This window comes from Streptomyces sp. SAS_270, from assembly GCF_052543295.1.
In genome coordinates, this window is the sequence record NZ_JBMNDS010000064.1 from 1 (window position 1) to 13839 (window position 13839).

Here is a 13839-nt window from a genome sequence, read left to right on the forward strand (position 1 = left end):
CCCCCCCCCCCCCCCCCCCCCCCCCCCCCCCCCCCCCCCCCCCCCCCCCCCCCCCCCCCCCCCCCCCCCCCGCGCCGGCTAGCAGCCGGGGACCGGTTCGAGGGTGGTGGTGCTGGAGAAGACGCAGGTGTCGTTCTGCAGGGCCGAGACCAGGACGCGGGAGCGGCCCCGGTCGTCGTCGGGCAGCGGGTCCACGTGGATCCAGCAGGGGGCGTCGAGTTCGGCGTAGCGGACGAACAGGGCGTCCATGGCGATGGCGGTCATCGGCCGGGGGTGGGACATGGTGTGGGCGGCCTGGCGTGCGGCTTCCAGCAGCAGCATGCCCGGGATGTGGTCGACGGGGTGGTCGAAGAGCGCGGGGTGGTTGAGGTCGACGCGCAGCTGGCTGTGGGTGGGTGAGTCGGTGGGGGAGAGGACGACGTCCTTGAAGTCCTCGCGTGCGACCCGGGCGGGCGTCATCGGCGGCGCGAGCGGTATGACGCGGGCCATGGCCTGTTCGACATCGGCGTAGCGGCCGCGCAGCCGGCGGTATATGGCGGGCAGGTGGCTGGCGAAGCCTATGTCGGCGGTTGCCACGTGCAGGCCGCCGCGGACGATGTCGATGCGGGTGACCATCGAGGCCAGGCGTCCGGAGCGGCGGTTGATGTCGGAGCAGACGACGTGCAGTTCGACCTCGGCGGGGCCGTCGGTGGCCAGCAGGGCGGTGGAGCTGAGGGTGTAGCGGAAGTGGCTCCAGGACTGGGGGTGGCCGAAGGGGACGTCGTAGGCGACGTGGCCCAGCAGCAGGAGAGCCTGGCGGATCGACTCGGTGGCCAGCATCGGGTCGTGGAATCCGTGCAGGGGCCGGTAGAAGGGGTGGTCCTTGGGCCACCGCGCCGTGACGGCGTAGGTGTCGTTGCCCAGGGCACGCCAGCCGGTCAGCAAGACCTCGGACGCGGCGTTCTTGTGCACGTACTGACGGGCCACGGATCCGGCGACCGCGGTTTTGCTCTGATCTGGCTGGACGGTGCTGAACATGAAGATCCCCCTAGAGCTTGTGTGAGTTCGGCAGATGCTGATCACCGAAGACGCCACCAAACATAAAGAGTGTTCTTTTTTTAGTTGCCAATGCGGGGTAAAGATTCCCTCAGGGATCTCTCAAGGTGGCCTGGATTCCTGCCGTAAAACGCCCCAAAGTGCCCTGTTGTGGCTAGTTTGTGACCCCTCCTGGACGGTGACCCCGGGCACCTATAACCTAGTGAGCGTTCTGATTTTTTTGGAGGCGTGATGGGACAGCCGAAGCAGCAACGTGCCGTACAGACCCGCGAGGCGATCCTTCGTGCGGCGGCTGCGGTTTTCGAGGAGTCCGGCTACGCCGGTGCGAGCATCAACCGCATCCTCGAGCGTGCGGGCGCGACCGCCGGGGCCCTGTACTTCCACTTCAAGTCCAAGGAGGGGCTGGCCCGGGCGGTGATGCACGCCCAGCCCGAGACGATCGTCCCGCTGGCGGACTCGGTGGGGGTGCAGCGGGTGGTGGACCTGACCATGGTCTGGGCGTACCAGCTGCGGATGGACCTGATGCTGCGGGCGGGCGTACGGCTGACGACCGAGCAGACCACCATCGGCATGGAGGACGCCTCCGGCCCCTACCAGGAGTGGGCGCAGATCCTGGAGGACTGCCTGAAGGCCGGTGCGGAGCGCGGCGAGCTGCAGGCGGGTGTGGATCCGCGGGAGCTGGCCGAGTACATCGTCGAGTCCTGTACGGGCATGCAGCTGTACTCGGCCGCGGTCAGCGGGCGCGAGGACCTCTCCGACCGCGTCGTGCGGATGTGGAGGCTGCTGCTGCCCGGAGTCGCCGTCCCGTCCGTGGTGGCACGCACCGAGGTGCGCGCCGAACGGGTGGGCGCCGGCGCCGTGGTGTAGGCGCCGGCACGTAGTATTCGGCCGCGTTCGGCGGCGTGCGGGGAGGCCGGGGCCGGTGCTGGGGCACCGCGCCGGCCTTGTCCCGGCGGGCCGGCGGCCACCGCGAACGGCCCTGGGGAGGGCCGGGCGCCGGTGAACCCGGGATCCGGAGCCTCCGGGCCGGGAGAGCACCAGAGGGGGAGAACATGATGCAAGGCCTTGGGCAGCTACGGCTCGCCGCGGTCAATATCGACGGCGTCCTGCTCAACGACACGTTCAGCCCGGTCATCCACCACTTCATCACCAGCCGGGGCGGCACCTACTCCGCCGAGGTGGAACACGCGATCTTCTCCCAGCCGCAGGGCGTCGCGGCCGGGCGGCTGGCCGAGGCGGCCGGCGGGGAGCTCACCGCCGAGCAGGCCCTTGCGGCCTACTTCGAGGAGCGGGCCCGCTACCTTAAGCGCCACCCGGTCGTGCTGCTGGAGGGAGCCGTGGAACTGCTGCGGCGGCTGCGCCGCCTGGGCCTGCAGACCGTCTGCTACGGGGGGCTGGACAGGACGCACTTCGACGCCTTCCTCGGTCCGCACGCGGACCTCTTCGACGCCCCCGGCTATGTGTGCACCGACTCCTTCCGCCCGGGACTGCACGAGATCGCCACGGAGGTCTTCGACCTCAAGCACGAGCAGGTCCTGTTCGTCGACGACGTGGCCAGGGTGGCGGAAGCCGCCAGGGCCCTGGGTGCCCCCTTCATCGGCCACCCCGGCACCTTCGAACACGGCTTCCAGCGCCGGCTGATGCGCGCGGCGGGGGTGCGTCACCTGGTGGACTCGCTCGACGCCATCGACGAGGAACTGCTGCGTCGCATCGACGCCGAGGCGGCCGCCGGCCGGGTCTGGGAGGCGTGAACATGCTGGACGGCAAGGTTGCCATGATCACGGGAGCGTCCAGCGGGATCGGCGCCGCCGCGGCCCGCCTGTTCGCCGCCGAGGGGGCCGCCGTGGTCCTGATGGCCCGGCGCAGCGAGCCCCTGCACGCGCTGGCGCAGGAGATCAACGCGCTCGGCGGCCGCGCCCTGGCCGTGCCCGGGGACGTGACCAAGTCCGCGGACGCCGAGCGCGCGGTGTCCGCCGCCGTGGAGGCCTTCGGCCGGCTGGACACCGCCTTCAACAACGCCGGGTACGGCACGGCGGAGGGGCGCCTGCACGAGATAGGGGAGGACGTCTACACGCAGACCATGGACGTCAACGTGTGGGGGGTGTGGAACTGCATGCGCCACCAGATCCCGGTGATGCTCGCATCCGGGCTGCCCGCGGCGATCGTGAACACCTCCAGCGTCGCCGGCACCGCGGCCACCGGGGCATCGGCCGCGTACGTGGCGGCCAAGCACGCGGTGATCGGCCTGACGAAGGCGGCCGCGGCGGACTACGGCCAGCAGGGCATCCGGGTCAACGCCCTTGTCGTGGGCCCCACTCGCACCGAGCTGCTGGAGCGGGCCATGGCCGCCACTCCCGGGCTGGAGGAGGCCTTCCTCTCGCACACGGTGCAAAAGCGGATGGCCGAACCGGTCGAGGTCGCCCGGGCCGCGGCCTGGCTGTGCAGCGACCAGTCCTCCTTCGTCACCGGCGCCGCGCACTCCGTCGACGGCGGGGCCACCGCGATCTGACCGCACGCCCCGGCCAGGTACGGGGACGACGTCTGGGGGCGGTCCCGTTCGGGGCCGCCCTCTCCCGTGTCCGCAGCGGCTCCCGGGTGCCCGGGTCCGATCCGTTTCCCGTCCCTGTGGTGGAGAGACACGACCACAAGCAAATAGAACGATCGCTTTGTTTTTGGTTTCGATCTTGGCTACGGTGCTCCCCGGGGGGTTCCGTTACACGTGCACCAAGGAGGGTGAGATGGCACAGTCCAGGGCGGCGCGTACACGCGAGTTGCTCATCCTGGCGGCCGCCGCCGAGATCGACCGCAACGGCTACCGGGGCGCCACCATCGCCGGCATCTGCAAGGCGGCGGGCGTGTCCATGGGGGCGCTGACCTTCCATTTCGCCAACAAGGCCGAACTGGCACAGGCCGTGGGGGAGCAGGGGGCGCGCACCACCCGGGGGCTGGCGGCCGGCCTGAGGGTGGAGCGCCCGCCCGTGCTGTGGGCCGTGGGGGCGGTGGCCAGGGGGCTCGCCCGCCTGCTGGAGGACGATGTCGTGGTGCGCTCCGCGGCCCGGCTCGCACGGGAGCGGCCGGAAGCGGTCGGGCAGTGGAGCTCCTCGTGGAGCCCGGTGGTCTGCCACCTCCTGGAACAGGCCGACGAGGCCGGTGAACTGCGTCCGGGAACGGTGCCGCAGACGGTAACGGACCTGGTCGAGTACCTGTTGACGGGCGTCGAGGCGCATCCGTGGGCGCCCAGCGGCCCGATGGGCGCCCAGGGCGTGGTCAGCCGACTCGACCAGGTCTGGCCGCTGATCGAGCGCGCCGTCGCGTCCGAGAAGGCCTGATCTGGCCAAGGATGCGCGATTTGGCAAAAAATGACCGCCTGTTTTTCCCTTGACATTACCTTGCGGGGGCCATATTCGAATAGAAAACAAAGCGAGCGTTCTGTATGGTCTAGGGGAGCGGGCCAACCGGTGAACACCTCCGGTGGGGCGGGCCGGTGAGGACGCCCCAGGTCCGCTGCGGATCTTCGGACAAGACGGGGGCACCACCATGACGTACATCGACACCGACACCGCTTCCTACGCGGCCGCCTGCGATCTGCTGGCACGGGAAGTGCACGACCGCATCGGCACCGGACTCGCCCTGGCACTGCGACGGCTGGAACTGCTCGAAGCCACCGCCGGCCAACTGGCCCCGGTGGAACGCGACCGCCTCGAACAGGCCAAGGACGCCCTCCTGGACACCCTCGGCATCACCCGCGAGGTCACCACCGCCCTGCGCCACCGCACCACCACGGCCCCCGCGACGCTCTCACTGCAGCAGGCACTGCGCGGCTTCCTCGCCTCCATGCAGCCGCTCACCCCGCACGTACGCCTCCAGGTCGACGGCGACGACAGCCGCCTCGCACCCCACCTGGCCGACGAGGTGTTCATCGTCGTGCGCGAGGCCCTGCGCAACGTGTTCGCACACGCCGCAGCCCGCAACGTGAGCGCCCACATCGCCATCGGCACCCACGACATCCACGCCTCCGTCAGCGACGACGGCACCGGCTTCGACCCCGACGCCTCCCGCGCCAGCGCCAACGGCCTGCACAGCATGAGGGAACGCGCCCGCGCACTGGGCGGTGTCACCACCATCACCTCCGCGCCCGGCCGGGGCGCCAGGATCACCCTGTGGATTCCGACCGAGGAAAGCAGCGTCCGCCATGGCTGAGGACAAGACCCGCATCCTGGTCGCCGACGACCACACCCTGCTGCGCGAAGCGCTGTGCGACCTGCTCGGCGCCGAACCGGACTTCGAGATCGTCGCCCAGGCCGGCGACGCGGACTCCGCCGTACGCCAGGCCGCCCAACTGCGCCCCGACATCGCCCTGCTCGATGTCCAGATGCCGCACAACGACGACCCGGCCGCCACCGTGCGCCGCCTCCTGCAGCGCCAGCCCAACCTGCGGATCATCATCCTGAGCATGGACGACCACCCCCTGCTGGTACGGCAGCTGCTCGGCCTGGGAGTACGCGGCTACCTCCACAAGAGCGTCAGCAGGCAGACCCTGGTGGCGGCGATCCGCGAGCGCGCCGACTCCGGCCGGCGCGTGGTCACCGTCTCGATGCCGCAAACCCCGCAGCACACCGGCGCCCAACCCGCCCCCGGCCGACGGCTGTCCGAACGGGAGGTGGAGGTACTCACCCTGGTCGCCGCCGCACTGAGCAACCGTCAGATCGGAGCCCGGCTCGGCATCACCGAGGGCACCGTCAAACGCCATCTGCGCAAGATCTTCGACAAGCTCGACGCGGTCTCCCGCATCGACGCGGTCAACAAGGCCGTCACCCTGGCACTGATCCGGCCCCAGCCCGCCCGCCGGGCCCCGGCCGTCGCCTGAACCGCCCGGCCGGCGGCCGCCCCGCTCAAAGAGCGAGGTAGCCGCCGTCCACCGGCACGCTCGCGCCGGTGACGTACGAGCTGGCGTCCGAGGCGAGGAAGAGCAACGCCCCGTCCAGCTCGTCCAGTTGGCCGGCCCGGCGCATCGGGGTGCGGCGCTCCACCCAGGAGCGGCCCTTGTCGGTGCCGAGCATCGACTCGGTCATCTCCGACCAGAACCAGCCCGGGCACAGCGCGTTGACCCGCACCCCGCGTGCCCCCCACTCGGCGGCCAGCTCCCGGGTCAGGTTGACCACCCCGCCCTTGCTCGCGGTGTAGGCGGCCTGGGGAAGGCTGCCGCTGGCCACCATGCCGTAGATGGAGGCGATGTTGACGATGGTGCCCCGGCCGCGCTCCAGCATCCCGGTGCCCACCGCGGTGCTCAGCGCGAACACCGCGGTCAGGTTCACCGCCACGATGTCGGAGAAACTCTCCACCGTGTGCTGCTCGGCCGGCACGGTCTGCGACAGGCCCGCGTTGTTGACCAGGATGTCGATCGCGCCGAACTCCTCGATCACCGTGCGCACCAGGCGCTCGCGGTCGGCCGCCAGCGTCACGTCGCAGGGCACGGCGAGCGAGCCGGGCAGCTGCGCGGCGAGCTCCTTCAGCGGCGCCTCGCGGCGCGCGGCCAGCACTACCCGGGCGCCCGCCGAGCTCAGCAGCCGGGCCAGGTGCGCGCCCAGGCCGCTGGAGGCACCGGTGATGACGGCCACCCGGCCGTCCACCCGGAAGCGGGCCAGCGGGTCCTCGCCGGTGGCGGCGAGCGGGGCGGGAGCGGTGTGGTTCGTCATCGGGAGGGCACCTCCACTATCGCGGCGGACCAGGTGAACCCGGCGCCGGCACTGAGTAGGACGAGAAGATCTCCGGGGCGTACGTCGTCCCGGTCCAGCAGGTCGCAGAGGTTGGCCACCGCATCGCCCGCACCCAGGTGTCCGGTGTCCGAGCCGAGCGGCACGATGGGCGCGGCGCACGCCGCGGCGAACGCCGGCTCGTAGGCGTCGGTCATCACGTGCCGGGCCAGCCGCGGCAGGGCGGCCGCCCGCAGCCGCCCGTCGCCCGGAGCGACACCGGCACGGTGCAGCGCCCGGCTGACCACGGTGGTCACCGCGTCGTGCGCGAGGGGGCCGAAGGGCAGTTGCGGGTTGGCGGTGAGGAACTCCTTCTTCGTGACCTTCGGCAGCAGCGTCTTGACGCCGCTGAGCGGAGCCGGGCTGAAGGGTGCATCACCCCGGTGCATGCCCTCCATCACGGGCGCCGCCACGGTCGCCGAGGACAGCAGCCGCACCGAGCGGCCCTGCGGGGTGCGGGTGAGCAGGACCGAGGTCGCGCCGTCGCCGTAGCAGACCCCGTAGTCGCCGCCCCAGCGGTCGAAGCCGGGGGCCGGGAAGCAGTCGGCCGTGGTGACGAGCACCGTGTGGGCCGCCGGCTCGGCGAGCAGGTGCCGGGCGGCCTGCGCGATCGCGGCCATCCCGCCGTTGCACATCTGCTGGATGCCGGTCGGCTCCGCGGCCGGCGCCCCGAGCCGGTGGGCGAGGTAGTGGGCGGGGGACCAGAATTCGTGTCCCTGGTGGTAGGTCCAGGCGTGCAGCAGCGCGTCGAGGTCCGCCGCCGGGACGCCGGCATCCTCCAAGGTCTGCGCGGCGGAGCGTTCGGCCAGCTCGACGGGCGCCAGGTCGCTGACGCGCAGCGCGCTGTAGGCGTACCGTTCGGCGTTCTCCGCGTCGATCAGGCGGTCGCTGACCGCGTCGGTGGCAGCGTGGGTGTCCTCGCCCAGGACGTAGGCCGGGGAGCTGAGGTAGAGGGCGGCATCAGAGCGCATCGTCGTCGTCTCCCGCCGGCACGGTGCTGCCCAGGTTCACCCGCATCCGGGCGACGTCCTCGCCCTGCTGCACGAAGGCGACCTCGGCCCACTGGCCGCCGTCGACCGGGTCCGGCAGCCGGCGGGTGAGGACGGTGATGTCGGCGTCCAGCTCCGCGAAGCGCAGGTACTCGGCCTGGACGTACTGCAGGAAGAACGCGGCGGGGGACAGGCCCTGGCGGTCGGCGGCGAGCAGCAGACAGGCCTGCCGGGCGGCCTCCATCATGACCGGTCCCGGCACATGGTCCTGCGCGTGGTCGAACATGCTGGCGTGGGCGACCGGCACCCGCAGCCGGGCCACCAGCGCGCCCTGCTCGGTGCGGGCATCTTCCAGCACGACGTTCTCCGCCTGCGCACGGCCCACCAGCCAGGGCGGCGGCGCCGCGCCGTCGGTACGGGTGGGCAGGGTGTCGGAGGACGGCGGCATCGTGGTGCGGTGGCTCATCCGCAGCTTCTCGTACACCTCGCCCGGGCGCTGCGCGGTGTCGACGGTGATGACGCCGGCCTGCTGCTCGCCGACCATGACCCGCACCCGGTGCACGACGCGGGAGAGGGCGCCCTGGTACTCCTTGGCCAGCTCCACGGTGCCCAGCAGGGCCAGGTCGAGGGGCCCGGACGTCCGCAGCGGCCGCGGGTCGGTGATCTCCAGCGAGGCCGTCGCGGTGATGGACTTGGTGTCGGCCGAGGCGTCGTGCTGCAGGTGCATGGCGCACAGCAGCATCTGGCGCACGCTCTCGAACACCGCGAGCGGGTCGTGCATCGCCAGGCGGCCGGTGTGGTCGCTGTAGTAGAAGTGGCGCGGCGGGAGCTGGGCGGCGGCCCGGAAGGTTTTCTCGTCGAGCGACTGGAAGTCGGTGAGGAACACCTCCGCGAGCGCGGAGCGGTGCACCAGGCGGCGGGCCAGCGTGCGCTGGGTGGTCAGCGTCTGGGACAGCTGGGCGGCGGGCAGTGTGAGGGCGGTCATGTCGGGCTCCTGAAGGGCGGGTTGCGGGTGGGGGAGGGGGCGGGGCGGCGGGTTCAGGCGCCCGTGCCGGCGCCCGCGGCGAGGGGTGCGGTGGCGTTCAGCAGGCCGGTGATCTGGCGGGCGGCCTGGTCGGCGTCGCGGAAGTGCACGGCCTGCCAGCCGGCCGCGATCGCGCCGGCGACGTTCTTCTCCAGGTCGTCGACGAGTACGCACTGGTGCGGGGCGAGGCCGGCGCGTTGCGCCGCGATCTCGAAGATCTCCGGTTCGGGCTTGCGGCTGCCCACGGCGTAGGAGCAGACGATGCCGTCGAAGTGCGAGTCGTCGATCATGAAGCGGCGGTGGCGTTCCCACGACGGCGGCAGGTTGGACAGCAGGCCCACGAACGCGCCCCGGGCGCGGAAGGTCTCCAGGTGCCCGGCCCATGCGGCGTTGGCGGGGCGGCCCGCGAACCAGCGGTCACCGAAGTTCTCCAGGTCGGCCACGATGCCGAAGGTGCCCCCCAGGACGTCCTCCAGCTCGCTGGACCAGGACGCCTCGTCCAGCAGCGGAATGTCGATGACGCCCATGGAGTCGGTGCCGTACTTCTCGCCGACGATGCGCATCGACTCCTTCAGGGACCACAGCGGGACCCCGGTCCGGTCGGCGAACTCGGTGAAGGTGACGTCGACCGGAGGGGTGAGCACGCCGCCGAAGTCGGTCCAGACGGCGAGCGGCTCGGTGAGGGGCGTGGTGGGCAACTCGAAGCTCATGACGGGTCCTTGGGTGGAAGAGACAGGAAAGGCAGGGGGACGAGGGCCGGGTTGGGGCGGGGCCGGGTCACAGGCGGTAGAGGAGCCCGCCGTAGTACCAGCCGGAGCCGACCGCGGTGGACAGCACCAGGTCGCCGCTCTTGAGCACGCCGCGCTCGGAGAACTCCGACAGGGCGATGGGGATGGAGGCGCAGCCGGTGTTGCCGCGGTCGGCGAAGTTGGTGAGGAACTTCGCCGGCTCCAGGTCGAGGCCGTCGCGCACACCGGCGTGGATCGCGTTGTTGCCGGGGTGCGGCACCAGCCAGTCGATGTCGGAGGTCTTCAGGTCGTTGCGGGTCAGGACGTTGTCGGCGACCTTCAGGCTGGAGCGCACCGCCAGGTCGATCAGCTCGGGCTTGGGCCGCAGCCAGCCCTCCGGGGGGCGTGCGGCGACCGTGTCGGCCTCGGAGGCGTCGCAGTCCAGGACCGAGTCGAGCAGGCCGCTCGGGTCGTCCCGGTCGCCCTTTTCCAGGACGACGGCGCCGGCGGCGTCGCCGAAGACCAGCTGGCCCCGGGTGCCGGGCCGGGCGCGGCGGGTGAAGCGGTCGGCGGCCACCACCACCGCCCGCTTCCAGCCGGGGTGCGCGCTGAGCATCGACGCGGCGGTCTGCACCCCGTGCACGAAGCCGGTGCAGGCACCGCAGATGTCGAAGGCGAGGGCGCCGTGGGCGCCGAGCTGGGCGGCGACGCCGGGGGCGATCTCCGGTATCCACTGCCGGTCGGTCCAGTTGGCCAGCACCACCAGGTCGAGGTCGCCGGCCTGGTGGCCGGCGTTGGCCAGCGCGGCCTCGGCGGCCTTCACCGCCATGAACTCCAGGCTCTCCTCCTCGTCGGCGACGTGCAGGCTGCGCACGCCCAGCTCGGCGGCCGCCTCGGGCGGGTAGGTGCGGCCGCCGACGGTGACCTCGCCCTCGTGGCTGCGCCGGTGGCGCGGGAAGTAGTGGCCAAGGCCGGTGAACTTCAGGCCGGAACCGGTCCAGGTGCGGCCTTCGGTGCGCGCGTGCATGCTCGGGGCTCCTTGCGTGGATGAGAGAGGCAGAAGAAGAAAGGGGTGGGGAGGGCGGAGGGGGTGGGGGGTCAGCGGTAGCGGCCGTCCGGGTCGAGGGCGCGCAGCAGCGTCAGCTCCTCGTCGGTGACGGGCTTCTCGGCCATGACCCCGGCCACGTCCGCCTGCCAGGAGGTGCGGGTGGCGACGGCCTCGGCGGCCTGCTGCTCGGTGTCCTGCACACCGTCGTTGCCGGCGTCGTCGGCGGGCAGCCAGGTGGCGAGCCGGAAGCCGCCTTCGGGGGCCGTGCGGGTGAACCGGCCGAAGTCGCTGACCACTTCGCGCACCCGGTGGCCCGGGCTGGTGCGGTAGCCGACCTGGTCGACGTAGCGGCGCCGTGAGGAGGGGGCGATGACCACGCAGTCGGTGCTGGAGGCGATGTCGTTGGCGCCGCCGGAGCCGGTCAGCCATCTGCCGTCGGCGCCCCGGCTGGTGTTGATGGTGCCGCTCTGGTCGATCTCGGCGGCGGCGAGGACACCCAGGGCGCGGGGGTTGGCGGCGACCATGCCGCCGAGGATCTCCGGGATGCCCGCGAGCATCTCGCTGTGCGGCGCGTGCAGCAGGCTGAAGAGGTACACGTCGCCCGCCTGCGGGGTGAAGCCGTACATGCCCAGCTCCGCCACCACCTTGACGTCGTGCCCGCCGGTGCGCAGCAGTTGTGCTGCGAGCCAGGCCGCCATGTGGGAGGTGCCGATGCCGGCGAGCAGCGTGTCGTAGCCGTGCGTGCGGACCTGCTCGGCGACGGCGCGTGCGCCCAGGACGATCAGCCGTTCCTGACGGCTGGCCGGCCGGCGCCGGGCCGGCTGGGCGAGGGTGGCGGCGGGTTCGGGCGGGGTCGTCGACTGCCGTTGCCGGGCGGCCTGTTGGCCGGCGGCGGACTCGGAGCGGTGGATCTCCTGCCACAGTTCGCTCTCGTCCGCGTAGGTGTCGCTCTCGCCGCTGCCGGGCTCGGCGAGCGCGGCCCGCCGTTCGGCGCCCAGGCGGCGCAGGTATCCCTCGTGCGAGCCGGGCTGGGCGACCCAGTCGCGGTACCAGTCGCTGCCGCGCTCGGGTCCGTGGCAGGAGGCGACGATCTCCTCCAGGAAGGCGTAGTCGTCCAGGTAGCCCTGGATGCCCAGCAGTCCGCCGGTGCGCAGCGACTGCGGGTGGGCGCCCAGCGGTGCGGCGGTGAGGCCCAGGACACGCTGGCCGGGGATGACGACCCGGTCGGGGATCTGTGCCATCTCCTCGCGGCTGACGATCCGCTCGACCGAGGCGATCACCCCGCGCCGGGCGGCGTACGCGGCCCACGCGCCCTCGCCCAGCGGCGACACCAGCGCGATGTTGCCGTCCTCGTCGGCGGCCACCCCGTGGACCAGGGTGACGTCCGGGCGCAGCGGTGCGAGCAGGGTGACCTCCCGGCCCGGGTCGGCCGGGTCGGGCACCCGGTGCAGCACGCCCGGCTTGTCCTCGGCGAGGTCGGTGCCGGCCAGCGAGCCGGTGACCGCGTACGGGGCGCCCTGCGCGCCGGCGATCAGCCGCTGGACGTAACTCAGCAGCGACCAGGCCTCGAAGGTGAACGGTTCGCCCTGTTCCAGGCGTGCGTAGAGCGGGTTGGGGCGCGGGGAGGGGTAGGTGTCGCCCGCGAAGCCGGCGATGACCTTCTTCGCGACGCCGGACAGGGCCAGGGCGTGCGCCGAGGAGTGCACGGCGGTCGTGGACACCGTCAGCCGGCCGCCCGCTCCGAAGACCCGGCACAGTGCGTAGGTGAGCGCGTTGGGCCGCGAGGGGGTGCCCGCCAGGTGGACGTGGTCGCCGGGCCTGACCAGGCGGCCTACCAGCTCGTCCACGTCGGCGGCGATCAGCGGCCGGCTCATGACGGCGCTCCCAGCGCGACCACCGCGGTCTGGCTGCCGAAGGCGAACGACATCGACACCGCCAGGCCGAGTTCGGCCTTGCGGGCGCCCTCGAAGACGTGGTCGTGGTCGCACTCGGGGTCGGGTGCGGTGAAGTTGATGGTCGGGGCGATGGTCTGGTGGTGGATCATCAGGCTGGTCGCGGCCACGTTGATGATGCCGGCGAGGCCGAAGGTGTGGCCGTAGATCGGCTTGTTGGAGCTGAGCGGCGGCAGCTTGCCCACCGTGCGCTGCGGGTACAGGGCGCGCAGTGCACGGGATTCGGCGATGTCGTTGTAGCGGGTGGCGGTGCCGTGGGCGCAGAAGTAGTCGACCTCGTCGGCGCTGCGGCCGGCGTCGGCGAGCGCGTCCTCGATGACCGAGGCGGTGACCTTGCCGGTGAGGTCCATCGTGGTGGGGTGGGCCGCCTCGTTGAGGGAGACGGCCGAAAGTATCTCGGAGTAGATGCGCGCGCCGCGGGCCTTGGCGACCGACTCGCGCTCCAGGCACAGCACGACCGAGCCCTCGCCGAGCGCGAAGCCTTCGCGGCAGGCGCTGTAGGGGCGCACCGCGCGGCTGGGGTCCTCGCGCTCGGAGGAGAGCACGCCGTGGCCCATCGCCCGGTAGCAGGCGGCGACTTCGGGCACGATGGGGAACTCGTGGCCGCCCACCAGCATCGCGTCCGCGGCGCCGGAGCGCAGTTCGCGGGCGGCGAGCTGGATGGCCTGGTGGCCGCCGACGCAGGCGTTGGAGACCGTGGTGACCAGGCCCTGGGCGCCGTTGTAGATGGCGGAGAGGCTGGCGGGGCAGCCGGGCAGGCCGCGGAACATGGCGCCCTTGTCGCCGAAGGCCGCCGGGTCGGCGCCGGTGAGCACGTCGCGCCACCAGGAGAACGGGCCGCGCGAGGAGGACATCACGATGCCCAGCCGGCGCGGGTCGAGGTCGCCGGCGGCGAGGGAGGCGTCGCGGCGGGCCTCGGCCACCGCGGACATGGTGATGAGGATTTCGCGGGAGTACTTGGCGGCGTGCGCGTCGGTCAGTTCCGGGAGGAAGGGGCGGTGGTCGAAGCCGGTGATCTCGGCGGCCGCGTGGACGGGAAGGCCCGCCTGGGCCCCGTCGAACCGGGTGAGCCGGCCGACCTGGGAGGTGCCGCCGGAGATGTTGTCCCAGAACTGGCCGGCGGAAAGGGTGTTGGGCAGCACGACACCTATTCCGGTGACCACGATGCGTTCATTGTTCGGCGCCAGGACGGATGACGTCGAACTCGTGGGTTTGGTTCGCTCGAATTCCTTGTTCGTCATGCAGGAAACACTAGGAGCTCCCGGAGCTGATTCCATGGGCCGTCAAGTACCGAATACTGCGGTACCCGG

The 13839-nt window shown here is 72.0% G+C and carries 14 protein-coding genes; 6 read left to right on the top strand and 8 right to left on the bottom strand.

Going from position 1 to position 13839, the window contains the following annotated elements; translation table 11 throughout:
* Nucleotides 1-78: 78 nt before the first annotated feature.
* The gene (locus tag ACN6LB_RS32615; protein ID WP_445028980.1) at nucleotides 79-1017 is read right to left on the bottom strand and encodes a ScbA/BarX family gamma-butyrolactone biosynthesis protein; all 939 of its coding nucleotides are present in this window, start codon (nucleotides 1015-1017) and stop codon (nucleotides 79-81) included.
* A 249-nt stretch (nucleotides 1018-1266) separates the two neighbouring features.
* Between ACN6LB_RS32615 and ACN6LB_RS32620 the strand changes: the two genes are divergently transcribed.
* From ACN6LB_RS32620 to ACN6LB_RS32645, 6 genes are all read left to right on the top strand, one after another.
* Nucleotides 1267-1902 (top strand): ScbR family autoregulator-binding transcription factor, encoded by a 636-nt coding sequence (locus ACN6LB_RS32620; RefSeq protein WP_445028981.1) that lies wholly within the window; start codon nucleotides 1267-1269, stop codon nucleotides 1900-1902.
* Nucleotides 1903-2087: 185 nt separating this feature from the next.
* A complete protein-coding gene (locus ACN6LB_RS32625; protein WP_445028982.1) occupies nucleotides 2088-2786 on the top strand; it encodes an HAD family hydrolase in 699 nt (232 codons plus the stop codon).
* Nucleotides 2787-2788: 2 nt separating this feature from the next.
* Nucleotides 2789-3544 (top strand): SDR family NAD(P)-dependent oxidoreductase, encoded by a 756-nt coding sequence (locus ACN6LB_RS32630; RefSeq protein WP_445028983.1) that lies wholly within the window; start codon nucleotides 2789-2791, stop codon nucleotides 3542-3544.
* A gap of 229 nt (nucleotides 3545-3773) precedes the next feature.
* Nucleotides 3774-4364, top strand: a complete 591-nt coding sequence (locus ACN6LB_RS32635) for a TetR family transcriptional regulator (protein ID WP_445028984.1) — start codon at nucleotides 3774-3776, stop codon at nucleotides 4362-4364.
* Nucleotides 4365-4572: 208 nt separating this feature from the next.
* Nucleotides 4573-5235, top strand: a complete 663-nt coding sequence (locus ACN6LB_RS32640; protein WP_445028985.1) for a sensor histidine kinase — start codon at nucleotides 4573-4575, stop codon at nucleotides 5233-5235.
* The gene (locus ACN6LB_RS32645; RefSeq protein ID WP_356143945.1) at nucleotides 5228-5902 is read left to right on the top strand and encodes a response regulator transcription factor; all 675 of its coding nucleotides are present in this window, start codon (nucleotides 5228-5230) and stop codon (nucleotides 5900-5902) included. Before ACN6LB_RS32640 ends, ACN6LB_RS32645 begins: the two co-directional genes overlap by 8 nt.
* A gap of 25 nt (nucleotides 5903-5927) precedes the next feature.
* Here ACN6LB_RS32645 and ACN6LB_RS32650 read toward each other — a convergent pair whose 3' ends face one another.
* From ACN6LB_RS32650 to ACN6LB_RS32680, 7 genes are all read right to left on the bottom strand, one after another.
* Entirely contained in the window at nucleotides 5928-6731 is an 804-nt protein-coding gene (locus ACN6LB_RS32650; RefSeq protein WP_445028986.1) for an SDR family NAD(P)-dependent oxidoreductase, read from the bottom strand.
* Complete coding sequence (locus ACN6LB_RS32655) at nucleotides 6728-7759, bottom strand: ketoacyl-ACP synthase III family protein (protein ID WP_445028987.1); 1032 nt, start codon at nucleotides 7757-7759, stop codon at nucleotides 6728-6730. The genes ACN6LB_RS32650 and ACN6LB_RS32655 overlap by 4 nt, the downstream gene beginning before the upstream one ends.
* Nucleotides 7749-8762: an AfsA-related hotdog domain-containing protein gene (locus ACN6LB_RS32660; RefSeq protein ID WP_445028988.1), complete on the bottom strand. Its 1014-nt coding sequence runs from the start codon at nucleotides 8760-8762 to the stop codon at nucleotides 7749-7751. Before ACN6LB_RS32660 ends, ACN6LB_RS32655 begins: the two co-directional genes overlap by 11 nt.
* 53 nt (nucleotides 8763-8815) lie before the next feature.
* Nucleotides 8816-9511, bottom strand: coding sequence for an HAD-IA family hydrolase (locus ACN6LB_RS32665; RefSeq protein ID WP_445028989.1), 696 nt, complete (start codon nucleotides 9509-9511; stop codon nucleotides 8816-8818).
* 67 nt (nucleotides 9512-9578) lie between these two features.
* Nucleotides 9579-10556, bottom strand: coding sequence for a ketoacyl-ACP synthase III (locus ACN6LB_RS32670; RefSeq protein WP_445028990.1), 978 nt, complete (start codon nucleotides 10554-10556; stop codon nucleotides 9579-9581).
* Between the two features lie 71 nt (nucleotides 10557-10627).
* Nucleotides 10628-12451 (bottom strand): CoA-transferase, encoded by a 1824-nt coding sequence (locus ACN6LB_RS32675; protein WP_445028991.1) that lies wholly within the window; start codon nucleotides 12449-12451, stop codon nucleotides 10628-10630.
* Complete coding sequence (locus tag ACN6LB_RS32680; protein ID WP_445028992.1) at nucleotides 12448-13770, bottom strand: beta-ketoacyl-[acyl-carrier-protein] synthase family protein; 1323 nt, start codon at nucleotides 13768-13770, stop codon at nucleotides 12448-12450. Before ACN6LB_RS32680 ends, ACN6LB_RS32675 begins: the two co-directional genes overlap by 4 nt.
* Nucleotides 13771-13839 lie beyond the last annotated feature (69 nt).

Coding starts and splice junctions, on each gene's coding strand:
- ACN6LB_RS32615 (WP_445028980.1), bottom strand. CDS start 1,017: ATGTTCAGCACCGTCCAGCCAGATCAGAGCAAAACCGCGGTCGCCGGA.
- ACN6LB_RS32620 (WP_445028981.1), top strand. CDS start 1,267: ATGGGACAGCCGAAGCAGCAACGTGCCGTACAGACCCGCGAGGCGATC.
- ACN6LB_RS32625 (WP_445028982.1), top strand. CDS start 2,088: ATGATGCAAGGCCTTGGGCAGCTACGGCTCGCCGCGGTCAATATCGAC.
- ACN6LB_RS32630 (WP_445028983.1), top strand. CDS start 2,789: ATGCTGGACGGCAAGGTTGCCATGATCACGGGAGCGTCCAGCGGGATC.
- ACN6LB_RS32635 (WP_445028984.1), top strand. CDS start 3,774: ATGGCACAGTCCAGGGCGGCGCGTACACGCGAGTTGCTCATCCTGGCG.
- ACN6LB_RS32640 (WP_445028985.1), top strand. CDS start 4,573: ATGACGTACATCGACACCGACACCGCTTCCTACGCGGCCGCCTGCGAT.
- ACN6LB_RS32645 (WP_356143945.1), top strand. CDS start 5,228: ATGGCTGAGGACAAGACCCGCATCCTGGTCGCCGACGACCACACCCTG.
- ACN6LB_RS32650 (WP_445028986.1), bottom strand. CDS start 6,731: ATGACGAACCACACCGCTCCCGCCCCGCTCGCCGCCACCGGCGAGGAC.
- ACN6LB_RS32655 (WP_445028987.1), bottom strand. CDS start 7,759: ATGCGCTCTGATGCCGCCCTCTACCTCAGCTCCCCGGCCTACGTCCTG.
- ACN6LB_RS32660 (WP_445028988.1), bottom strand. CDS start 8,762: ATGACCGCCCTCACACTGCCCGCCGCCCAGCTGTCCCAGACGCTGACC.
- ACN6LB_RS32665 (WP_445028989.1), bottom strand. CDS start 9,511: ATGAGCTTCGAGTTGCCCACCACGCCCCTCACCGAGCCGCTCGCCGTC.
- ACN6LB_RS32670 (WP_445028990.1), bottom strand. CDS start 10,556: ATGCACGCGCGCACCGAAGGCCGCACCTGGACCGGTTCCGGCCTGAAG.
- ACN6LB_RS32675 (WP_445028991.1), bottom strand. CDS start 12,451: ATGAGCCGGCCGCTGATCGCCGCCGACGTGGACGAGCTGGTAGGCCGC.
- ACN6LB_RS32680 (WP_445028992.1), bottom strand. CDS start 13,770: ATGACGAACAAGGAATTCGAGCGAACCAAACCCACGAGTTCGACGTCA.